Here is a 21,827-nt window from a genome sequence, read left to right as displayed (position 1 = left end):
GTGATTTAACCGGCATGTTGACCCGCGCTCCCGAACGCGGGCAAATGTCACAATGCCGCCTCGGAAAAGCAACAGGTGAAACCGCCGTTTATCGTGGAAATCCCCAGAAACACAACAAGCGGTTTAGGCAGCAAAAGCAACAGAAGCAAAACCGCTCGGGTGTTCCATAATGTATGTTATGCGATGGATGGAGTGTAGCCGGTACATTCTATTTCCAAGTGCGACATGCCAATGATTTCAATGGTTTCCCCTTGGAGATTTTGGCATGTCCCGCCGCTATTCGCAGCTGAATCTGGCCGATCGACGCCGGCTCTTCCACTTTGTCGAACGCAAACTGCCGATCAAAGAAATGGCGCGCGAACTCGGGCGTCATCGATCGACGATCTACCGTGAGATCCGGCGCAACACCTTCCACGATCGCGAGCTGCCCGACTATAGCGGTTACTTCCCGACCGTTGCTGACGACATCCGCAAAGAGCGGCGGCAGCGTTTGAGGAAACTTGTGCGGCACCCGCGATTGCGCGAACTGGTGATCGAGCAGCTGAAGGCACTGTGGTCCCCGCAACAGATCGCCGGTCGTCTGCTCGCCGATGGCGTGAGCGCCGTGCGGGTCTGCACCGAGACGATCTATCGCTTCATCTACGGCAAGGACGATCAGGCGCTGGAGCTCTATCAGCATCTGACGGAAGGCCGCCGCAAACGCCGTCCCCGCGGCGCGAGGAAACCGCGCGGCGGCACTTTTCCCGCTGCCTGCAGGATATCGCAACGTCCCGATTTCATTGGTGATCGTTCGCAGTTCGGGCATTGGGAAGGCGACTTGTTGATCTTCCAACGTGACCTGGGCAACGCCAACGTGACCTCACTGATCGAGCGCAAGAGCCGCTACACGGTGATGATCAAGAACCACAGCCGGCACTCGCGGCCGATCATGGACAAGATCATCGAAACGTTCTCTCCCTTGCCAGCCTTTGCCCGGCAGAGCTTCACCTTTGATCGCGGCACGGAGTTTGCCGGATTCAGGGCTTTGGAAGATGGCATCGGCGCGCGGAGCTGGTTTTGTGACCCCAGTGCACCGTGGCAAAAAGGTGCCGTGGAAAACATCAACAAGCGCATCCGTCGATACATGCCAGGCGATACCGATCTTGCAGGCGTGTCGCAACGCAAGCTCATCCAGCTTGCTCGCCATCTCAACGACCAGCCGCGAAAGTGCCTCGACTACAGGACGCCGGCCGAAGTGTTCCGCGCACATTTGCAAGAGGGAGGCTGAACCCCTACCCTGAAAACCGGCGTGTTGCACTTCAGTTAGGATCTCCCGCCGCAAAGTTAAAGTGTCCTGATCCTGCAAAGTAAGAATGTCACTCTCCCCGGGTTTGATGACCTGGGAGATTGCGGATGGGATTGATTGCGATGAGTGAGCGTGATCTGCAGCGGATCGAGGTTTTGTCGAAAGTTATCGCCGGGCGCATGACACTGGTGTCGGCGGCACATGTGCTGGGCTTAAGTACGCGCCAGGTGCGGCGTCTGTTGGGTCGGATCAGCGTCGACGGTGCGGCGTCGATCCGACACCAGGCGATTGGCCGGCCATCGAACAATCGAATTTGTGACGGCATGCGCGATTACGCCATGGCGATCGTGCGCGAGCGCTATGCAGACTTTGGCCCGACGCTGGCGGCCGAGAAGCTTGCGGAGCGTGATGGTCTGACGGTGTCGCGTGAGACCTTGCGCCGATGGATGTCGGAGGCCGGCCTGTGGCTGTCGCGCAAGCAGCGACGGACGTTCCATCAGCCACGATTGCGGCGCGAGGCCTATGGCGAACTGGTGCAAATTGATGGATCCGAGCATCGTTGGTTTGAGGATCGCGGTGATCCCTGTTCATTGCTGGTGTTCATCGATGATGCGACCGGCAAGCTGATGCAGTTGCGGTTTGTGCGCTCGGAAAGCGCGTTCAGCTATTTCGAGGCGCTCGAGCTCTATCTGAAGGCGCATGGTGCTCCCGTCGCCTTCTATTCCGACAAGCATTCGGTGTTCCGAGTGGCAAAGAAGGATGCCAAGGGCGGTCAGGGCATGACCCAGTTCGGGCGTGCGCTTTGCGAGCTAAACATCGAGAGTCTTTGCGCAAACTCGAGCCAGGCCAAAGGCCGGGTCGAGCGAATGAACCGGACGCTACAGGACCGGTTGATCAAGGATCTGCGTCTGGAGGGCATCTGCGGCATGGATGATGGCAACGCTTTCCTGCCTCGGTTCATGGAGCGCTATAACCGCCAGTTTGCCATTACCCCTGCCCGAGTTGAGGATCTGCATCGACCGCTGAACCTTGCCCCGGATCGGCTACGCGACGTTCTGTGCAAACGTGAGCAGCGTTATGTCGGTGCCCAGCTGACGTTTTCGTTCGAGCGCCAGCGGATCATGCTGGAGGAGACCGCGGTGACGCGCGGGCTGGTCGGTCGCTATGTCGAGACCTACGCGCTTGCCGACGGCAGGCTGGATGTGCGCTGGAAGGGGCATTCCCTACCCTACCGGGTGTTCGACAAGGACCAGCGGGTGACGCATGCGGCGATCATCGAGAACAAAAGGCTCGGTGAACTCCTGACCTACATCAAGGAGCGGCAGGACCAGAAGGAAAAACCGGTTGTGAAGAGCAACAGCGAGAAGAACGGCTACGTTCGACGCGCGCGCGGCCCGGGACGTCGGAAGGATTTCATGAACGATCCTGCGGTCATTGCCCGACGGCGACAAGCGCTCTCTGACCTTGGTGCGGCGGAATGACTGGCTGCTCCAGCTGTCCAAGCTAAAGCCGATGGCTGCGTCTCACCCGCCCCCTCCCTTCCCTTGCAACCCGGCCCAGCTGGTCCGGTCGGGGGCTTGCCGCAGCGCCAGTGGAGATGTCGAGTGTCGCATGTCTAAATGGCTGAAGACGTATCCAAAGTGACATTTTAACTTTGCGCAGCGGCGGACAGTTCAACCTTGCCGCCACAATAGCAACCTTGGTACATTCTAATTTGAAGTGCGACATGCCAATGATTTCAATGGTTTCCCCTTGGAGATTTTGGCATGTCCCGACGCTATTCGCAGCTGAATCTGGCCGATCGACGCCGGCTCTTCCACTTTGTCGAACGCAAACTGCCGATCAAAGAAATGGCGCGCGAACTCGGGCGTCATCGATCGACGATCTACCGTGAGATCCGGCGCAACACCTTCCACGATCGCGAGCTGCCCGACTATAGCGGTTACTTCCCGACCGTTGCTGACGACATCCGCAAAGAGCGGCGGCAGCGTTTGAGGAAACTTGTGCGGCACCCGCGATTGCGCGAACTGGTGATCGAGCAGCTGAAGGCACTGTGGTCCCCGCAACAGATCGCCGGTCGTCTGCTCGCCGATGGCGTGAGCGCCGTGCGGGTCTGCACCGAGACGATCTATCGCTTCATCTACGGCAAGGACGATCAGGCGCTGGAGCTCTATCAGCATCTGACGGAAGGCCGCCGCAAACGCCGTCCCCGCGGCGCGAGGAAACCGCGCGGCGGCACTTTTCCCGCTGCCTGCAGGATATCGCAACGTCCCGATTTCATTGGTGATCGTTCGCAGTTCGGGCATTGGGAAGGCGACTTGTTGATCTTCCAACGTGACCTGGGCAACGCCAACGTAACCTCACTGATCGAGCGCAAGAGCCGCTACACCGTCATGATCAAGAACCACAGCCGGCACTCGCGGCCGATCATGGACAAGATCATCGAAACGTTCTCTCCCTTGCCAGCCTTTGCCCGGCAGAGCTTCACCTTTGATCGCGGCACGGAGTTTGCCGGCTTCAGGGCTTTGGAAGATGGTATCGGCGCGCGGAGCTGGTTTTGCGACCCCAGTGCACCGTGGCAGAAAGGTGCCGTGGAAAACATCAACAAGCGCATCCGTCGGTTCATGCCAGGCGATACCGACCTTGCAGGCGTGTCGCAACGCAAGCTCATCCAGCTTGCTCGCCATCTCAACGACCAGCCGCGAAAGTGCCTCGACTACAGGACGCCGGCCGAAGTGTTCCGCGCACATTTGCAAGAGGGAGGCTGAACCCCTACCCTGAAAACCGGCGTGTTGCACTTCAGTTAGGATCTCCCCTTGCCCTCTTGTCCGCACGCGCGCTCAATCGAGATGTTCCCTCTAGCAAGCTCGTCGCGAACATTGCTTCGACATGAGCCTCACCGTTTCGGCATCAGGCCATCGAGCAGGAAATCGAGCCCTTTTCTGAACGTGCCACACCAATCGTCGTCCAGCAGCAACCGAGAGCGCTCGATTGTCGGATAGCGTTCACTGAGCTGTGTCAGGCGCTGCTGCGCGGCAGCCTTGTCGTCGTCCGAGAATTCGAAGCTCGCGCGCGTGATGGTGGCGCCCAGGACGTGGTTCCAAAGCGACCAGATCACAACGTTCAGATCTGCGTCAGCGACGCCGGCCCTGGACAAGGCACTGCCAAGCCGTTCCAGGCGATGGAGGACGTTCGGACCAAGGGCTCGGCGCGGCAACAGCGATGCCGACCAAGGATGACGCAGCATGCTGGCGCGCCAGTCTTCGAGCATATGAATGACGTCTGCGCGCCAGTCTTGCGGCTCTCCCATTTCCGAAGGCCCGCAATATTCGAGCACCGAGTCAAGCGCGAGGTCAAAAACATCCTCCTTCGTGTCGATGTGCCAATAGAGGCTCATCACGCCAGAGCCACAGCGCTCGGCAAGCCGGCGCATCGACATTCCGTCGACGCCTTCGTCGTCCAGCAGATTGATGGCGTTGTTTACAATACGTTCGAGAGAAAGCGATACGTCACCGCGCGGTTCCCGCCCGGATCGCCGTTTCGCATTCATCCGTTGTGATTGTTTCCTCGCTCCGCCGCCACTCTTGGCTGCCATTCGCCTTCCCCGTCAATCTGTCATTCGTATTTGACCGGAAACACCGGCGATGTCGACCCACACCTGTTGACTCGTACGCTGTACGATGCAATTTAATCGTACAGCGTACGAGTCAACCAACCGTGACCTGTCTAGAACAAACCCAGCCGACCGCGAGACAGGTGCTCACGGCGTTCGGAGCGAGAAGATCATGTCACATGCAGCCAAGCATCTGCTTTTCGGAGGCCTAATCATCATGACCATCGGAGTGCCCACCACGACGACAGCCAATGAGCACAATCTCAAGCTGAGCATCGTCAATCCCAAGACCCTCCACGACCCGACGCCGAATGGGTATAGCACCGCCGTGGTCACGCCCCCCGGCGCGCGCGTAGCCTACATCTCCGGACAGGGCGGCCAAGACGGGAGCGGCGCTTTGTCACCGGATTTTGCCGTCCAGGTCAAACAGGCCTATGCGAATTTGCGCACCGCCCTCGACGCGCTCGGTGCCCGGCCGGATCAGGTAGCCAAGCTGACGATTTTCGTGGTGGATCACGATATGGCACAGCTCGGAGTGCTGACCGAGAACGTCAAGGAAATTTTCGGCACGGCGCTCCCAGCACAGACGCTGGTTCCGGTTCCCAAGCTCGCAATCGACGCGATGCTGTTCGAAGTCGAGGCCGTCGTCGTGATGCAGTAGGCATGCGCGGAGAAGGTCGGCGGGAGATAGAATACCCTCTCCGGCAGGGCGTGAGATGCCAGCCGAACCGGTGGACTTGCGCCCTCTCCGCCCACTCCACGTAATTGAGCTGTACAATCAGCCAGGCGCTACTGTTTGGGTCTGAAACGTGCGGTCCGCCAACCGCGGCAGCATGAGCCGGAAAGCAACGCTGCGGGCACTTTGGAACAGGATCAGTGCGATCCACAGTCCATCATTGCCGAAGAGAGGCTGCAGGATCGCCCAGGCCGCAAAGTAGATCACCAGAGACGCCACCATCAGGTTTCGCATCTGCCGCGACCAGGTGGCGCCGATGTAGACGCCATCCATCTGAAAGGCGACGATGCCGAAGACCGGAAGTGCGACGACGTAGGGCAAGTAGCCGTGGGCAAGCGCGGACACGCTCTCTGTCGGAGCGGTGATGCCGATCACCCAGTCACCGGCGGCAAGTAGCGCGAGAGCCACCAGACCGGCGAAGACGAAGCCCCACACTGTCGTCAACCCAATCGCGCGGTCGAATGCCGGTCGGTAGCGCGCGCCGACCGCTCGACCCGCGAGCTGCTCCGCTGCGGTCGCCACACCATCGAGAAAGGCGACGCCGAAGAAATAGAAGCGCAAAAGGATCGTATTGGCGGCAAGAACTTCGATACCGAGCATGCCGCTCTGGCGGGTGAAGAAGGAAAGCCCAATCAGCAGCGCGAAGGAGCGGATCATCATGTCGCCATTGACCGAAAAGGCCCTGCGAAAGGCCGTCAGATCCGGAAGGTTCCACGCGTTCCGGTCGGTCTTTGCCCAGATGAGATAGAGCCCCGCCACCGCCGTGACGGCTTCGGCTACGAGAGAGGCGGCCGCAACACCCGCAACGCCCCAGCCGAGGCCGAGGACCCAGTGCACGCTCAAGCCGGCATTGAGCGCATTCAGCAAGGTTTGCAGGATCATGCCCCAGAGTGCGTCGCCGCGCCCGATGATCCAGCCGAAGACCACGAAATTGAACAGCACGAAGGGCGCCGACCACACGCGCCAGGCAAAATAAGTAGCAGCCGCCTCCGCCACCTTCCCTTCCGCTCCCATGGCGGCAAGACCAAGCGCGCCGATCGGCTTTTGGAGCAGAAGCAGCGCCAGCCCCGCCACGAGCGCGATGATGAGGCCGCTTGCGAGCATGCGCTGTTCTTCGCGCCTGTCACCGGCCCCCAGCGCCTGGGCGGTGAAACCCGTGGTCGCGCCGCGCAGGAAGTTGAAGGTGACAAAGATGACGTCGAAGATGACGGTCGAAAGCGCAACCCCGCCGATCAAAGCCTCGTCGCGTAACTGACCGATGACGCCGGTCGCGACGAGCCCAACGAGTGGGCTCGACAGATAGGCGACCATCATCGGCAACGCGATGTGCAGCACGTCGCGGTGCGCGATATCGAAGGGCCGGACTGTAAAGTCCACTTGGTCCGAAGGCGTTTGTTTCACTTAATCCAGCCGGTGTGGTTCGCCGAGCGTATGCATCAGCCGGTTGGCCCAGCCGAAGATCGCGACCGCATGGATGAGATCAAGGATCTCGAGATCATCGAGGCCGATCTCACGCAAGTGGTAGAACTGGTAGGCGCCGACATTGTCGGGATGGGCTGTCAGGTCGACGCCGAAATTGAATAGCGCCTGCTCGAACTCCGGCAGGTTCGCGTCAAGGCCGCTGCCATAGATTTCGTCCACCACCTCCGGCCGCTTTTCGAGCTGGATGTAGCGTGCCGCGTGGACCGAGGCGCAATAGATGCAGTGGTTGACGAAGGATGCGGCAAGCGCGCCGATCTCGCGGCCACCGCGGGAAAGCCCGCCCTCGCTATACATGATGTCGTTGAAAAGCGGCGTGCGCTCCTTCAGGGTTTCCGGCTCGTTGGCGAGAACCAGCACATAGTCCGAAATCTTCTTGTTGGACGGCGTGATCTTCAGCGCGTCGAGCTGCTCGGGGGTGGCGGTCTTGAGATCGACCGGCTTGACATAGGGCTTCCAGTCGAGCGCCTCGACGGTGAATTCGTGTACGGCTTGCGACATCTCAGTTGTCCCTCAGCATCTTGAGGCCGGCCACCACCAGCACCTGATAGTTGACGAAGGCGATGAGACCGGCGAGCGTGACGATGTCCCGGTCGTCGAGACCTGCTGCGGAAAGCTTTTCGACATTGGCACGCGTCGCTTCCTTCGGGGAGAGCGTCACCAGGTCGACATGGGCCAGCATCGCGTCAAGCCGCGGATCGGCAACGATGGCTCCGTGGCCGGGATCGGCGATCGGCAAAAGGGCGGATCCCCCCTCCTCGCTTTCGAGCAACGTCCGGAAATGCGCGGAAAGCTCCTGCGACTTCCAGAGTGCCGCCATGCGCGCCGCAAGCGCGGCTCTGAGCGCATAGGAGAAATTGCGCGGATCGGCAGGACGGAGGGCGGCCTGATAGCTCGTCTGGCTCAAGTGCTTCAGCTTCGCCCGTTGTTGGCGTAGCGCCTGGAGATCAGGGAAACGATCGAGTCCGAGAACAGTGTCGATCACGTCATTGGTCGGTAGAGCGGTCATTGGTTTTCCTGTCATCTGAAACACGGGAGGTTCAGGCCGTCTTCTGTGCCGGCGTCGGCGCGTCGGCATCCACCCATTCGGTCCCGTCGAGCTCCGGCTTTTCGTAGGCGATCAGCGCTTCCCAATGGTAGTCGACGTCACGAATGAAGAGCGAAGCGGCAACCCCGCGCGCCAACCACAGGGCGCCCTCGCTGATGGCCGGGATGTCGCCGCTGACCTTGCCGACACTGACGGATGCGCCGTAGTTGAAGCAGTGGATGTCCTTCAGCCAGGGGGCCGCTCCCGGTTCCTTCTCGGTGAAGGAGAAGTCTCCGTTCAGCCAGGGGAAGCGGCCAAGTCCGGGGTTGTCCTCCCCTGCCGGTGGCGTATACCGATCCTCCCAGCAGGCGATCTGGTCCTGATAGGGGGCAAGCTCGCTGCGGCTCAAGGGATCGATGGAGAAGCCAGTACCTAGAATGACGAAGTCCGTGCGGAAGATGCGGCCGCTGGTGGTGGTGATGACGACTTCTCTGTCCTCCTCCTTCATCGAGCGGATTCCGCAGTCGAAGTGGAAGTGAGCGTTCGGGTGCCGGCTGACGCGGAGCGTCGAGTTGTGTGGCGCCGGCGTCTGCTGCTTTGCCGCATAATCCATCAGTCGCCAACGCCATTCGGGCGAGATCTCGGCAAAGCCTGCCGTGACGCCATAGGAGCCGATGCCCATCAGCTTGTTGACCGTCGGCATCTCCTTGCGGCGGGCAAGAAGCCGCACCTCCCCTGCCCCCTGCTCCAGCGCCTCGGCGGCATTATCGACCGCCGAAGCGCCTACGCCGATGACGACGACGCGTTTGCCCCTCAGCCGGTCGAAGTCGATTTCGTCGGCCGAATGCGCCCAGGAGGTATGCCGCTTCATGCCCTTGACGAAGTCAGGGATGGTCGGTTCGCCCAGCCCATCGCGACCGGTCGCCATCACCAATTTGCGCGTGACGAGCGCAGGCTTTGCACCATCGGCGATTTCAAGTTCCAGCAGGCCGTCGGCACGTGGCACGACGCGGGTGACGTGTGTGTCATTCTCCACCGGGATGTCCATGACATCGCGGTACCAGCGCAGGTAATCCATCCACATCGGCCGCGGAATGCGGAACAGCTCCTCCCATTCCGCCTCGCCGTGGAGTGCCGTGAACCAGGCGCGGAAGCTGAGGGAGGCAACCCCAAGTGCCGGGCCGAGGAGGATCTTCGGTGAGCGCAGCGTTTCCATGCGCGCATAGGTAACCCAGGGACCCTCTTGGCCTTTCGGCGCGCGATCGACGATGCGCAGATTGGCGATACCGCCGCGCGTCAGAGCATGCCAGGCGACAAGCCCGCACATGCCGCCGCCAATGACGACGACATCGCTCACGGGCTCGCCATCCGCGGTGGTGACTGGCTTCGACCAGTTGGCCGGCGGATAGTTGAGGTAACTCAGATCCTGCCTTACCCGCGCATTGAGGGTGGCAAGCCGTTGCTGCTTTTGACTGTCGGTCATACCCGATCTTCCTTTCACTTCGCCAGCAAGACGGCATCGCGGTCGCGCCACCCCACCCAGACGTCGTCCCCTTCGATATGCGAAAGCGCCACCGGATCGATCTGCGCCACGAGTGTGCTGCCATTGTCGAGCGTGACGCTCAGCGACGTGTGGGCGCCCTTGAAGACACGCTGATCGATGCGCCCTTTCAACGACGGACGGTCCTCGGGCTTGCGCGACAGGCAGAAAACCGCCTCCGGACGCAGAGCAATCGTGGCGTGGTCTCCGGGGATCGGTGACGTCCCGTTCACGTCCGCGTGCACGACATTGCCGCGCCACTCGATCGCGGCGACCCCATCGAAAACCGAGGTCACCGTGCCTTCGAGGAAGTTGCTCTGACCAATGAAATCCGCGACGAAGCGGCTGCGCGGCCGGGCGTAGAGCTCGTCCGGTCCGCCCATCTGCTCGATCCTGCCCTTGTTCATCACCACGATGACATCGGACATGGTGAGAGCTTCCTCCTGGTCATGGGTGACGAAGATGAAGGTCTTGCCGGTCTTCTGCTGGATCGACTTCAGCTCGATCTGCATCTGCTGGCGCAGCTTCGCGTCAAGCGCCGAAAGCGGCTCGTCGAGCAAGAGCACGTTCGGATCGGGTGCCAGTGCCCGCATCAGCGCCACGCGCTGGCGCTGCCCGCCGGAAAGCTGCGCCGGCATCCGCTCGGCATGGTCCTGGAGCGAGACAAGGGAGAGAAGATCGGTGACCCGCTTGTGGATCGCGGCGCTCTCCATACCCTTCAATTCCAGGCCGAAGGCGATGTTGCGGCCAACCGTCAGGTGCGGGAAGAGCGCGTAGTCCTGGAAGACGATATTGACGTTGCGCTTGTTCGGCGGCAGGTGCGAGATCGGTTTGCCTTCGAGGTAGATCTCCCCCGAAGTCGGATTGTCGAAGCCGCCGAGCATGCGCAGCGTCGTCGACTTGCCGCAGCCGGATGGGCCGAGCAGCGTGACGAACTGGCCGGGCGCGATCGCGAGATCGAGATCATCGACGGCGGTGAGCGCCCCATAGGACTTGTTGACGTTCTTGAAATGGACGACAGGCTGCATTTGCGTCAGCTCCTGGAACGGCGGGTGAAATGCTCGGCATAGAGGCCGATGGCGGTCGTGACGACGAGCACGATGGTCGCCATGGCGTTGATCTCCGGCGACATGCCGCCTTGAACCTTGGCAAAGATCAGCATGGGCAGCGTCGGCTGGTAGCCGCCGAGGAAGAAGGTGCGGACGAAGTCGTCGATGCTGGTCAGCACGCAAAAGATCATGCCGCCGAAGAGCGCCGGCATCAGATAGGGGATGGTAACGCGGAGGAAGGCGATGAAGGGATCGGCGCCGAGATCGCGCGCCGCATCCACCAGGTTTGCCGGCATCGACCGTAGCCGCGTCAAAACCATGATGACGACGAACGGCACGGCATGAACCGCATGAGCCAGAATGATCGCGAAGGTTCCGGTCGGAATGTCGACGGTGCGGATGAAGATGCGCATCGAGATCGCGTTGATCAGCCCCGGCACGACGGCGGGCAGACAGGCAAGTGCGAAAATGACCGCCTTGCCCCATATGTTTTCCGCCGACACGAGCAGTGCGATCCAGACACCGATGATCGTCGCCGAGATCGTGGTGGCGAGTGCTATGCCGATCGAATAGAGCGAGGCTTCGAGGAACTGCTTGTCCTGAACCACCTTGCCGTACCAGGAGAGCGTCCAGTTGCCGATCGGGAAAGCGATAAAGTTCGCGTCCTTGAAGCTCATCGCCGTCATCAGCGCCAGCGGCAAGACCAGATAGACGGCGAAGATCCAATAGGACGCGCCGAGTGCGGTTTTCGGAAGGTCGTTGAAATAGGTTCGCATCAGCCCGCCCTCACATCAGCCGGACCGAGCGGCCACCGACGATCCGCATGAAAAGCCCGACGGTGGTCAGCGACACCACGAGCATGATCATCGAAAAGGCGGCGCCCTCCGGCCATTTGTCGTTCGACCCGTGAAACAGAGTCGCGATGACTTCGGGGAAGATGACCGAATTGGGACCGCCGAGCAGCAGCGGCGCGGCGAAGACGCCGACGGCGGTCAGATAGACGAGGCTGCAACCGGAGACGATGCCATCCTTGGAGAGCGGCAGGATGACCCGGCGGAACCGCTGGAAGGGTCCGGCCCCGAGATCGGCGGCCGCCTGGATCAGCGGCGTCGGGATCTTCTCGATCGCCGAATAGAGCGGCAGGAGCATGTAGAGCGCAAGCAGGTAGATGACGCCGAAGCTCAGCGAGAAGAAGGTGTAAAGCATCGGGATCGGCCGGTCGATGAAACCGAACTCTCTCAGAAGCACATTCAGCGCTCCGCGATTGGCAAGCAGCATGATGACCGAGAAGGTGCGGATCAGTTCACCGGCCCAAAAGGGTATGAGCAGCAGCAACAGGGCGCGCATCCGGTTCTTCGGCTGCACGACTTTCGCTACATAGTAGGCAACTGGATAGACGATCACCAGGGTCGAGATCGTGACCACCGCTGCGAAAACCAGGCTGCGGACAAAGGGCAAAAAGTAGAGCCGATCGGAAAAGAACAGCCCGTAATTCGCAAGCGTGTATTCGCTGCTTTTGTCGGGCTGCGGCGGATAATTGGCGAGAAGGCTGATATTGGCCATCTGCAGGATGGGTCCGATGTGCAGCATGGCAATCCACAGAAGCGGCACGCCTGCAAGCACGGCAAGACGCACGCGTCGGCTATCGACGAGAAGCCCGATCGTGTTGCGATATAGCCCCGAATTCGCCGCCCTGCCGATCCACCCGGCATAGTGCGGCGCCGTCGACAAACCGACGGGTCCCGGTTGCGTTGTCGTATCCAGCATTCTTTTGTTCCCGGCTCTGGAAGAGTCCATTGTTGAGGGGAGACCGGCCGGAAGACCGGTCTCCCCTCTGCAACCGTCAGGCGGCCTTGATCTCCGCGGTGGCCTTGTCGATCATGTCGTTCTTCATGTCGCGGTTGACCGAGCTGAAGAACTGGATGCGTTCGACTTGTTCCGGCGGCAGCGCCAGGGCGGCACGCTCCTTGTCGTCAAGCACCTTGTCGACCCCTTCGAAGGCGGAGGAGAAGCCGGACTGGCGCGTCATCGCTGCGCCGATCTCCGGCGACGACAGGATTGCGTCGAGGAAGGTGTAGGCCGCATCCGCGTTCGGCGCGTTGTTGACGACGTTGAACGAATAGAGGAAGCCGAAGGTCCCCTCCTTCGGAACCGAGATTTCGATCGGATGGCCGTCCATGACGAGCTTGGCAGCCGGACCGGACCACGCCTGCGCCAGGTAGATGTCCTCGTTGACGAACATCTGCTGCAGCTCGGAGCCGGCATCGTAGTATTTGCGCACCTTGTCCTTGTGCTGGATGAGGAAATCGCGGGCCTGGTTGGTTGCGGTCTGCGCCACATCGGGCTTGTCGCCATAGGTCACATAGTCGCCGTCGTTGCCCTGGTAGCGCATGACGATGGAGAGGAAGTCGCTGACGATGTAGGACGTCAGATTCTTGTTCTCGTCATCGAACATGATGCTCCAGCTATCGGAGGCCTTGGCGTATTCCGTATTGCGCACGAGACCTTCGAAGCCCGCAAGCAAGGGCACGCCGAAGGTCTTGCCGTCGACGGTGAGCTGCGGCGCACCCTTGTAGGCTGCGGCGAGCTTGTCCCAGTTCTTCAGCCGCGCGGTGTCGAGCGACGCCAGCAGGTTCGACTTCATGAACTGCGACAGGCGATGGCCGGTAACGGTCACGATATCAGTGGAAGGAGCAGCACCTTCGGCGGTCAGCAGGTTGTACTGCTTTCCCTGGTCGTCGGTCAGGCGGATGCGGACCTCAATGCCCGTATCCTTCTGGAACTGGTCGATGAAGGACTGCGGGACGAATTTGTCATAGGTCGTGATGTTGACGACCTTGCTCTGGGCAAAGGCAGGGCGGATGATCGACGGCGCGGCCAATACGCCCGCGCCGGTCGCCAGCAGTTTCAAGGTCGAGCGGCGGGTTACGTCCAAGTTTTTCATTTGGTTCTCCTCATTTTACGAGCTCAGTTTTCGTTCTCGGGCATGTCGAGCTTTTGCTCCCCTTTATTTCACTGCCGGTTGCCCGGCAGCGTGCCATCGCCGGCATTGCGGCCGGCGAAGGTTCTTTCGGCGATACGCGCCATCTGTCGCGGATCGTGGACGGTGAAGTCCGGCATGCGCTCCGAGGCGATCCGCGCGATGCGCTGGACCAATTCCTGGACGCCGGCCGAGAGCGGACGCGAGGCCGCCGACAGGATCGCCCAGAGGAACGGAACTTCGACATCGAGAGGTCGCACCACGACGGGTGCCGATGGCAGCCCATAGGCCGTGGCCGGCTCGATAATCGCGATACCGAGACCGAGCGACGCCATCTGCACGGCATTGTTGGCGGCATTGGTCGCGATGACGCGATTGGGCCGCACGTTCGCCGCCTCCAGTGCTTCATCGATGCGGCGGCGCAGACGAAACGGATTGGCCATGGTTATGAGCGTGCGGCCTGCGAGATCGGCGATCGAGATCACATCCTTCGCGGCCAGCGGATCATGCGGCGCCAGAGCAGCCACGCAGCGCCCCTCGAAGAACCCCTGCACCTCCAGCCCTGGCTGATCGGCTGGGAGTGAGGTCACGCAGAAATCCGCGGTGCGCGCAAAGACCGACTGCACGGCGGCCTCCGCCGGCATACTGCGCAGATTGATCGTGTGCGGCAGCAGGTGTTCCGGCAATTCCGCAAGCGCGATCGGGATGATGCCGCTCGCAAAGGCCGGCGTTGCGGCAATCTCGATTGGTTCTGGTTCCTTTCCTGCGATCGCCTTGGCGCGGTTGCGCAGGTGGCCGATGCCGCTGACGAAACGCTCCGCATCGTCATGAAAGGCAATGCCCTTGTCGGTCGGGCTAATCTTCGGGCCGTTCCGTTCGAACAGCGCAAAGCCGAGCGAAATTTCCAGATCCTGAATAAGGCGCGTCACCTGCGATTGCGATCGGTCGAGCATCCGGGCAGCACCGGTGATGCTGCCTGTCGACATGACTGCGAGAAACGCCTCGAGGTCGCGAACTTCCATGGACTATCATGCGCTCCATGCATTGTGATTGACTCATAGTGCATAAAACGCATTCTATGCGCTAGTGACAAAAGACAAGTTTTCTTTGTTGGGGCCGTTCGTAGAAAATCCGCTCAAGCGGCATCTCCTCGGACAACAGCAAACCAAGTCCATCTCAAAGGACCCGTGAGGGCTGGTCCTCGAGAGCGACTGAAGCGGACTATCGGGAGGAGTTTCATGCGTATTGGTATTCTCGGCGCGGGCGCGATCGCGTTCGGCATGGCGGCATTCCTCGCCAAGGCCGGTCATCAGCCGGTTCTGTGGTCGCCATCCGGAGTGCGGACGCGGCGCCTGATGGAAGGGGCGGCACTCACTGCGACCGGTGCCGTGGAATTTTCCGGGCCAATCGCAATCGCGCAAAGCGGTGCCGAAGCCGTTTCAGAGGCGGACGCCGTCGTCATCGCTCTACCCGCCAATGGGCACCGACTGGTATTCGACGCGGCCCTGCCGTACTTGAAGTCCGGTCAGCCGGTCATCATCAGTTCGCACAGTTCCTTCGGCGCCCTCTATCTGTCGCGCCGGCTGGCTGAGCGGGGCGTGAGCCTGCCCATCATCGTCTGGGGCACGACACTTCTGACCGGTCGTCAGGAAGCCGACGGCACGGGCGTTGCGGTCAACACCGTGCGCCAGAAGATCGATGTCGCGACCTTGCCGAAAACGGCGGCCAGCCAAGGCAAGGTGCTGTGCACCGAACTCTTCGGCGATCGCTTCGTCGAGCGTGACGGGCTTCTCGCGATCGCGCTGTCGAACCTCAATCCCCAGAACCACCTCGGCATTGCCCTGTTGAACCTCACGCGTATGGAGAAGGGGGAAAAATGGGGACAGGGCGAAAACGTCACCCCGGCCGTTGGACAATTGATCGAAGCGCTCGATCTTGAACGCCTGCGGATAGCCGAGAGTTTCGGCCTCTCCGTACGCACGGTTCAGGAGCACTTTTCGCTCTCCTTCCATGTGCCGAAGGGGACCGTTTCGGATATGAACCAGCAGATGCACCGCGAGGGGCGCGGCGGATTTGGTCCGGTAACGGCCGATAGCCGCTACATCTACGAGGATGTGCCATTCGGCCTCGTGCCGACCAGCCTTCTCGGCCGCATCGTTGGGCAGCCTGCTTTGCTGCACGAGGCCGGGACCAGTCTGTTTTCGGCGGCAATGGGCCGCAATCTGGTGACCGACAACGACCTCTTGCCCGACCTCGCACTGGAGAGGCTCTCGCCGACGGCCCTGGTGGCGCTCTGCGAGGAGTGGCCGTCGGCGTGAGGCCGGTGCGCGAATGCGACGGGCCGGTCCGGCGGGCTCGGTCGGCGAGCCGGCCGTGGTGGCAGCATTAATGGGGCAAGTGGCCGCTATCGGTTCAAGCGCTCCGCCACCCAATCGGCGACAAGCGGGCGATAGAGCCAGGGGATGTTGTTGCAGACGTGGTTGCCGTCCTCGAAGATGTGCAGTTCGGCCCCGCCTGTGCAGATGTCGGCACACTTCACCGCCTCGGAGGGTGGGAAGATCTTGTCGCGTCCGCCGTGAAGGATGAGGGCCGGGATAGTCGGCGGCGGGCAGCGCGCCAGGGTGAAGCGGTCGGCCCGTTCGCGAACGTCCGCGCCCCCGAGCGAGAAGCGCATGTTGTCGCGATAGACCTGCGGCAGCGCATCCCAGAAACCGCCGAGATCGAAGAAGCCGTTGATGGAGACGACACCGGCAAGCGTCGGCACGGACGCGGCGGCGCGTAGCGCGAGAAAGCCGCCGAAGGCCATGCCGACGAGCGCGACCTTGCCCGACAGGCGCGGATGCGCCGCCACCGACCGGAGGGCCGCCTCGACGGCCGGGCCGATATCCGGACGCAGGGCGCCCATCGAACGGCCCTCGCCCTGGCCGGGGCCGTCGAGCGACAGGGTCGCAACGCCGCGGGCATGAAAATGCCGCTCGAAGGCCGGAAATTCCTCCTTGGTCGAATCCGAGCCAGGGATGATCAGCGCCAGCGGGTGCCTGCCGTCTCCGGTCGGCACGCGAAGAACGGCCCGGAGTTCTCCATCTTCGAAGGGAACGGCGATCATCTCAGCCGGCGGATCGAGCAAGGGTGTTGCGAGACGGTAGAGTTCCACCTTTCGCGCGGCCGCCCTCGCCTTTGCCTCAAGGTCCTCGAAAGCCATGAACTGTCCGAAATGATAGAAGAGGCTGGCGCGGGCATAGGCCTCGCCGGCGGTCACGTTGCGGCCGGCAGCATGAGCCGCAGCGCCGAGTTCCGCGTGACGCTCGCCTTCCTCGCTCCAGGTGGCAAGCCAGTTCTGCCAGACGCCGGCGCGCTCGATGACGGCGCGTGCCGTTGCCGACGGGATCCCGGCCACCTCCATGCGCGGGAGCCAGTGCTCGACGACACTGACCAGTCGGTTCTCATTCTGCGTCATGCATATCCTCCCGCATGATGTCATTGCCTTCGTCTGTACCCGGCGTTGCTTGCCCGACGGATACCGGTTGAAGGTCCCCAGGGTAGCTCTGCGCCTTCGCACGGTATCGCTGCGCCCCGGTCGACAGGCCCTCGGCCACTTTCGCGTCGAGCGTGCGGACGATCTGGGCGGGAACCCCAAGGACCAGCGAGCCATCCGGGACGACCATGTTCTCCCGCACCAAGGCGCCGGCACCGATCAGGCATCTCTCTCCGATCTGCGCGCCGTTCAGGATCGTTGCCCCCATGCCGACGAGACTGCCCTTGCCGATCCGGCATCCGTGAATGGTAGCGTTGTGTCCGACGGTGACATCCTCGCCGACTTCCACGGGATAACCCGGATCGGTGTGGACGACGCACCCGTCCTGCACGTTACAGCCGCGCCGAAGAATGATCGGCTCGTTGTCGCCGCGCAAGACGGCGTTGAACCAGATGCTGACATCCTCGCCGAGCCGCACGTCGCCGATCACCACGGCACCGGGCGCGACGTAAAATCGACCGCTGGCGGGAACGCGTGGCGCACGCGCGCCCAGCCGGTAAAGACCCGTTGAAACCATCCAAGATTCTCCGTTCTGCGACGCTCAGGTCGGCATGGCGAGCAGGATGGACGCCGGCGCATTGGTGCGGTTGACCAGCGCACGCGCCTCGCCGGGCGCCAGGCGGCAACTGTCGAGAAAGCCGAGCGTGACGCTCTCGCTGCCGGTTTCGACCGTCACTTCGCCGGCAACGACGATGTAGATCTTCTCGACCGCGGCGTCCTTCAGCGACGTGTGACCGCCAGGCAGGAGGTGCGACAAGCCGATCCAGATCGTATCGGTAACCGTCGCCTCCTTTCCCTGGAGCCGCAGGCAGTGCATGCCGTAGTGCTCCGGCGCCTCATAGGATCTGGCCTCGCCGTAGCGCGTCACCTGCATCGTCGCCTCCTCCTCAGGGCACCAGCAGCACGCGCTCGGGGGTGCCGCGCAGCACCGAGGCATAGGCCTTGGCGGCATCGGCAAAGCCATAGACGGTCGCCGGATTGATCGGGAACGGCTTCAGCTTGCCCTCTTCGAACTTCGGCTTGAGCTTGTCGAAGATGCGCGCGCCCTCGACCGAGGACAGCGCCAGCGTGTCGATGCCGATATATTTGTGGCGGCCGCGGAAGAAGTTGAAGATATCGAAGGGCACGGCGCGGTCGAAAGTGGAAATGAACACTTGGCGCGCCTGCTTTGCCATCGCGTTGTTGGCGATCTCGAAATAGGGACTGCCGACCGTATTGAAGACGATATCGGCACCATGTCCGCCGGTCTTCTCGCGCACGATCGCGGCAACGTCATCCTTGGCGCTGTTTAGCATCTCCACTGGCGCGTTGCTGTGCGCCAAAAGCGGCTGCTCGTTGTACTCGACCGCAAAGACTTTGGCGCCGGCCATGGTCGCGAGCTGGATCACCGCCTGCCCGACTTTGCCGTTGCCGCCGCAGACGAGCACGACATCCGTCGGCTGCACGCCGCCGGCCTCGCGCAGGCCCTCAAAGGCGGTGATGAACGGCACGCCGATCGAGCCCGCTTCCTGCATGGTGAAATTCGCAGGCTTGGCGCGCACGGCCTTCTGGTCGAGCACCATCCACTTGGCGTGACTGCCGTCTTGGGTAATGCCAAGCTCGCCGCCGCCGCCCCAGATTTCCATGCCGATCATCGACGACGGCCCTTCGCGCACGATGCCGCCGAAATCGCGACCCGGCGTGCGTGGCCAGACGGCGTGCGGCATGTGTCCGAGCGATGCCTTCACGTCACTGGGATTGACCCCCGCCGCCACGATCTCCACCAGCACTTGCCCGGGACCCGGCCGCGGGACAGCGACATCGACGACGTCGATCTTGAGATTGTCGAGATCGGGGGATTTTTCCGTCACCCTCAGCGCCCGGGCGATCTTCGCGTCCACCTGAATGTTCATTCTATGCCTCCTTGCAGATATCGATGCTTATGCACGCAGTCCGAGGATCTCACGGGCCTGGGAGGGCTCGGCGATCCTCCCGCCGAGCTTCTCGATCAGGTCCCTTGCCCGTTCGACCAGTTCGCCGTTGCCTTTGGCCAGTACGCCCTTGGAGATGTAGGAGTTGTCCTCCAGCCCCACCCGGACGTGACCGCCGAGCAGATAGGCCTGAACGGCCATCGGGAACGACATTCGCCCGACGCCGAAGCCGGTCCAGACGGCGTCGCCGGGGAGCATCCGGGCCGCGGTCGCCATCACGTCGGTGGTCGAGGGGAAGCCGTATTTGACGCCTGTTACGATCGTGAACATGGCCGGCGACTTCAACACGCCCGCTTTCAACAGGTCGTGGGCGAGCTGAATGTGCCCGGTGTCGAACACTTCGAGCTCCGGCTTCGAGCCCGCCTCATTGATGATGTCGGCCATGATCTTGACATTGGCGGGCGTGTTGATGACCACTTCCGACCCGAAGGTCATGGTGTTGAGGTCGAGCGTGGCGATATCAGGCTTCAGCGCGACAATGTGCTCGACCCGCTTTTCCGGCCGCATCAGCGTGGTCCGCGGTCCGGCAACCGCGGGGTTATCGTCGCTCGGGTGGTAGCGGCCACCGGGGCCGGTCGTGACGTTGAGGATCAGCGCTGTGTTCTTGGCCCGGATGCGCTCGACGACCTCGCGGTAATATTCGAGCTCCATGGAAGGCTTCGCGGTAACCGGATCACGCACATGGATATGGGCGATTGCCGCACCGGCATCGGCCGCTTCCAGGCAGGATTTGGCGATCTCTTCCGGCGTGACGGGGAGCCCGGGGTGGTTCTCCCGCGTCGTGAGGTTGCCCGTGACCGCGCAGGTGATGATGACGTTCTGCTGCATTACATGCCCTCCGCACCGCAGCGCGCGTTCGATCTCTCAGCCATGGTGTGCCCCCTTCTTTCCGGAGATGGGCGGCAGCGGCAGGATCGATTGGCCCTCCACCAGCTTGAAATGATAGTTGCAGCTGTAGAAAGGTGCCTCAGCGCCTGGAAATTCGGAATCCGGGCTAACGTGGCGGAAGAACTTGCCGACGATCTGCTGCTTCGCGCCGAAGACCACGTCGTTGACCAGGGCTTCGTGACTGTCGGAAAAGATCTGGGTGACGAGGGTCTTGTAGCCCGGCGCCGAAACGATGAAGTGGATGTGGGCAGGACGCATCGGCGTGCGCTTCTGCGCCCGCAACAGGTCGCCGACCGGCCCGTCGGTTGGGACCGGGTAGCCTGCGGGCTTCACCGACACGAAGTGAAAGTTGCCGTCGCTGTCCGTCGTGAACCGGCCGCGCAGGTTGAAGTCGTCCTGCGTTTCGTCCTGGTTCTCGTAAAGCCCTACCGGGGACGCCTGCCAGACATCAAGGGTCGCCCCTTCGACGGGTCGGCCCGCAGGATCGGTCACCCGCCCCGTAAAGTAGAGCTGCGATCCCGGCGTATCCGAACGGGCGATGCAGTCGCCGTTTAAGCATTTCGGGGCGCCGCCGCGATAGAACGGCCCCAAGAGCGCGGACAGCGTCTCGCCTTGCATGCCGTCATTGTTGATCAGGTCGATCAGTGTCGAGGCGCCGAGCACGTCGGCGGCTAGCACGGTTTCGTTATGGGCTTCGTTGGTGGCCTGCCCAACCGCCGTGATCCAGCGCAGGGCATATTCGAACTCCGCCTCGGTCGGGCGCGCTTCCAGCAGGAAGGCATGCAAATGCCTGACCATCGCATCCATGATCTGCTTGAGCCGCGGATCGTCGCCGCGCGACATGGCGGCAAGCACCGTCGGCGTGACGTCGGCCTCCTTGGAGATCAGTTTTGCCTCGGGGCTGATATGGCTGTTCATCCCAGTTCTCCTTTCCGCGTCACAGACCGGACCCGACGACCCGAAGCTCGGGCTTGGTCGTCTTCAGGTGCGGATATTTTTCGGTCAGCAGCGACCCGTAGTAATAGGTTTCGGCGAAAGCCCCGGTTGCGCGGATGGCATCGAGCCAGCCCTCGATCGCCGGCGTCTCCGCCCACATCGAGGAAAGCCCGATATCGTCCATCCGGGCAATCACCGGCATGATTGCGATATCCGCCAGCGTCATCTGGTCACCCATGACCCACGGCCCGCCATTGTCGGAAAGCCAGGTCGCCATGCGCTGAACGCCGCGCACAAGCCGGCCGAGCGCCTCGTTCATCTCCTGCTCGGGAAAACCGGTGCGCCCCATCTTCATCAGGAACTCGCGGCGAAGCGGCTTTGCATCGCAGACCGCCTGAAATTCCTCGGCCGTCATCGCCTGATAGTGCGGCAGGAACGCAAGGTTATAGGACGGTACGCGGATTGCAGGGGTCGGCACTTCATCGATGAAGCGCATCATTGCCCTCATCTTCGCCGCACCAAAGGCATCCCGTGGCCGAAGCGCACCCGGAAGAATGTCCTCCAGATACTCCATGATCACTGCGGAATCGGTGACCGCACGGCCCTGGTGAACGAGCGAAGGCACGACGCCGTTCGGGTTGATCGCCAGATAATCCGGCTTCAGTTGGTCGCCGGTGAAGAGATCGAGCTTGTGCTCCTCAAAGGCGAGGCCCTTGGCGTTGAGAACGTATCGCACCCGCTGACTGCACGTCGATTGAGGGGCGTTGTAGAGGATGAAGTCCTGCATCA

22 protein-coding genes are annotated in these 21,827 nt (G+C 62.0%); 5 read left to right on the top strand and 17 right to left on the bottom strand.

The features are described 5' to 3' along the window. Nucleotides 1-265 precede the first annotated feature (265 nt). From LAC81_RS33305 to LAC81_RS33295, 3 genes are all read left to right on the top strand, one after another. Nucleotides 266-1,267: an IS30 family transposase gene (locus LAC81_RS33305; RefSeq protein WP_223727374.1), complete on the top strand. Its 1,002-nt coding sequence runs from the start codon at nucleotides 266-268 to the stop codon at nucleotides 1,265-1,267. A 125-nt stretch (nucleotides 1,268-1,392) separates the two neighbouring features. Next, nucleotides 1,393-2,766 carry an ISNCY family transposase gene (locus LAC81_RS33300; protein WP_223728868.1) on the top strand — a complete coding sequence of 458 codons (1,374 nt, stop codon included), beginning with the start codon at nucleotides 1,393-1,395 and terminating at the stop codon, nucleotides 2,764-2,766. A gap of 285 nt (nucleotides 2,767-3,051) precedes the next feature. Beyond that, complete coding sequence (locus tag LAC81_RS33295; RefSeq protein ID WP_223728867.1) at nucleotides 3,052-4,053, top strand: IS30 family transposase; 1,002 nt, start codon at nucleotides 3,052-3,054, stop codon at nucleotides 4,051-4,053. A gap of 128 nt (nucleotides 4,054-4,181) precedes the next feature. On the opposite strand, the gene LAC81_RS33290 is transcribed toward LAC81_RS33295, so the two are convergent. After that, nucleotides 4,182-4,880, bottom strand: a complete 699-nt coding sequence (locus LAC81_RS33290) for a TetR/AcrR family transcriptional regulator (RefSeq protein WP_419195851.1) — start codon at nucleotides 4,878-4,880, stop codon at nucleotides 4,182-4,184. A 190-nt stretch (nucleotides 4,881-5,070) separates the two neighbouring features. On the opposite strand from LAC81_RS33290, the gene LAC81_RS33285 reads away from it, so the two are divergent. After that, on the top strand, nucleotides 5,071-5,559 hold the full coding sequence (locus tag LAC81_RS33285) for a RidA family protein (protein WP_223728865.1): 489 nt from the start codon (nucleotides 5,071-5,073) through the stop codon (nucleotides 5,557-5,559). A 117-nt stretch (nucleotides 5,560-5,676) separates the two neighbouring features. Here the strand turns inward: LAC81_RS33285 and LAC81_RS33280 are convergent, their stop codons facing one another. The 9 genes from LAC81_RS33280 to LAC81_RS33240 all read right to left on the bottom strand — a co-directional run bounded on the left by LAC81_RS33280 (nucleotide 5,677) and on the right by LAC81_RS33240 (nucleotide 14,731). Then, a complete protein-coding gene (locus LAC81_RS33280; RefSeq protein WP_223728864.1) occupies nucleotides 5,677-7,011 on the bottom strand; it encodes an MATE family efflux transporter in 1,335 nt (444 codons plus the stop codon). A gap of 24 nt (nucleotides 7,012-7,035) precedes the next feature. Then, nucleotides 7,036-7,614 carry a peroxidase-related enzyme gene (locus tag LAC81_RS33275; RefSeq protein WP_223728863.1) on the bottom strand — a complete coding sequence of 193 codons (579 nt, stop codon included), beginning with the start codon at nucleotides 7,612-7,614 and terminating at the stop codon, nucleotides 7,036-7,038. 1 nt (nucleotide 7,615) lies between these two features. Next, a complete protein-coding gene (locus tag LAC81_RS33270; protein ID WP_223728862.1) occupies nucleotides 7,616-8,122 on the bottom strand; it encodes a CMD domain-containing protein in 507 nt (168 codons plus the stop codon). 31 nt (nucleotides 8,123-8,153) lie between these two features. Then, nucleotides 8,154-9,623 carry an NAD(P)-binding domain-containing protein gene (locus LAC81_RS33265; RefSeq protein ID WP_223728861.1) on the bottom strand — a complete coding sequence of 490 codons (1,470 nt, stop codon included), beginning with the start codon at nucleotides 9,621-9,623 and terminating at the stop codon, nucleotides 8,154-8,156. A 14-nt stretch (nucleotides 9,624-9,637) separates the two neighbouring features. Continuing rightward, on the bottom strand, nucleotides 9,638-10,708 hold the full coding sequence (locus LAC81_RS33260) for an ABC transporter ATP-binding protein (protein ID WP_223728860.1): 1,071 nt from the start codon (nucleotides 10,706-10,708) through the stop codon (nucleotides 9,638-9,640). A 5-nt stretch (nucleotides 10,709-10,713) separates the two neighbouring features. After that, nucleotides 10,714-11,505, bottom strand: coding sequence for an ABC transporter permease (locus tag LAC81_RS33255; protein WP_223728859.1), 792 nt, complete (start codon nucleotides 11,503-11,505; stop codon nucleotides 10,714-10,716). A 10-nt stretch (nucleotides 11,506-11,515) separates the two neighbouring features. Continuing rightward, the gene (locus tag LAC81_RS33250) at nucleotides 11,516-12,496 is read right to left on the bottom strand and encodes an ABC transporter permease (protein WP_223728858.1); all 981 of its coding nucleotides are present in this window, start codon (nucleotides 12,494-12,496) and stop codon (nucleotides 11,516-11,518) included. Between the two features lie 76 nt (nucleotides 12,497-12,572). After that, on the bottom strand, nucleotides 12,573-13,673 hold the full coding sequence (locus tag LAC81_RS33245; protein ID WP_223728857.1) for an extracellular solute-binding protein: 1,101 nt from the start codon (nucleotides 13,671-13,673) through the stop codon (nucleotides 12,573-12,575). Between the two features lie 68 nt (nucleotides 13,674-13,741). Further along, nucleotides 13,742-14,731, bottom strand: coding sequence for a LysR family transcriptional regulator (locus tag LAC81_RS33240; protein ID WP_223728856.1), 990 nt, complete (start codon nucleotides 14,729-14,731; stop codon nucleotides 13,742-13,744). A 216-nt stretch (nucleotides 14,732-14,947) separates the two neighbouring features. Between LAC81_RS33240 and LAC81_RS33235 the strand changes: the two genes are divergently transcribed. Beyond that, the gene (locus tag LAC81_RS33235; RefSeq protein WP_223728855.1) at nucleotides 14,948-16,027 is read left to right on the top strand and encodes an NAD/NADP-dependent octopine/nopaline dehydrogenase family protein; all 1,080 of its coding nucleotides are present in this window, start codon (nucleotides 14,948-14,950) and stop codon (nucleotides 16,025-16,027) included. An 86-nt stretch (nucleotides 16,028-16,113) separates the two neighbouring features. Here the strand turns inward: LAC81_RS33235 and LAC81_RS33230 are convergent, their stop codons facing one another. From LAC81_RS33230 to LAC81_RS33200, 7 genes are read right to left on the bottom strand one after another with little or no spacing between them, the layout of a single operon-like run. Beyond that, nucleotides 16,114-17,166, bottom strand: coding sequence for an alpha/beta hydrolase family protein (locus LAC81_RS33230; protein WP_223728854.1), 1,053 nt, complete (start codon nucleotides 17,164-17,166; stop codon nucleotides 16,114-16,116). Continuing rightward, complete coding sequence (locus tag LAC81_RS33225) at nucleotides 17,153-17,761, bottom strand: gamma carbonic anhydrase family protein (RefSeq protein WP_223728853.1); 609 nt, start codon at nucleotides 17,759-17,761, stop codon at nucleotides 17,153-17,155. Before LAC81_RS33225 ends, LAC81_RS33230 begins: the two co-directional genes overlap by 14 nt. Before the next feature lie 24 nt (nucleotides 17,762-17,785). Beyond that, nucleotides 17,786-18,118 carry a cupin domain-containing protein gene (locus LAC81_RS33220; protein ID WP_043611321.1) on the bottom strand — a complete coding sequence of 111 codons (333 nt, stop codon included), beginning with the start codon at nucleotides 18,116-18,118 and terminating at the stop codon, nucleotides 17,786-17,788. A gap of 13 nt (nucleotides 18,119-18,131) precedes the next feature. Then, nucleotides 18,132-19,136 (bottom strand): quinone oxidoreductase family protein, encoded by a 1,005-nt coding sequence (locus LAC81_RS33215; protein ID WP_223728852.1) that lies wholly within the window; start codon nucleotides 19,134-19,136, stop codon nucleotides 18,132-18,134. Nucleotides 19,137-19,163: 27 nt separating this feature from the next. Further along, entirely contained in the window at nucleotides 19,164-20,042 is an 879-nt protein-coding gene (locus LAC81_RS33210; protein ID WP_223728851.1) for a 3-keto-5-aminohexanoate cleavage protein, read from the bottom strand. Between the two features lie 36 nt (nucleotides 20,043-20,078). Beyond that, a complete protein-coding gene (locus LAC81_RS33205; protein ID WP_223728850.1) occupies nucleotides 20,079-21,020 on the bottom strand; it encodes a dioxygenase in 942 nt (313 codons plus the stop codon). A 19-nt stretch (nucleotides 21,021-21,039) separates the two neighbouring features. After that, entirely contained in the window at nucleotides 21,040-21,825 is a 786-nt protein-coding gene (locus LAC81_RS33200) for a glutathione S-transferase family protein (RefSeq protein WP_223728849.1), read from the bottom strand. Between the last annotated feature and the right edge of the window lie 2 nt (nucleotides 21,826-21,827).

The sequence above is a fragment of the Ensifer adhaerens genome, assembly GCF_020035535.1.
Lineage (GTDB): Bacteria > Pseudomonadota > Alphaproteobacteria > Rhizobiales > Rhizobiaceae > Ensifer.
This window is presented reverse-complemented; position numbering and strand designations above follow the sequence as displayed.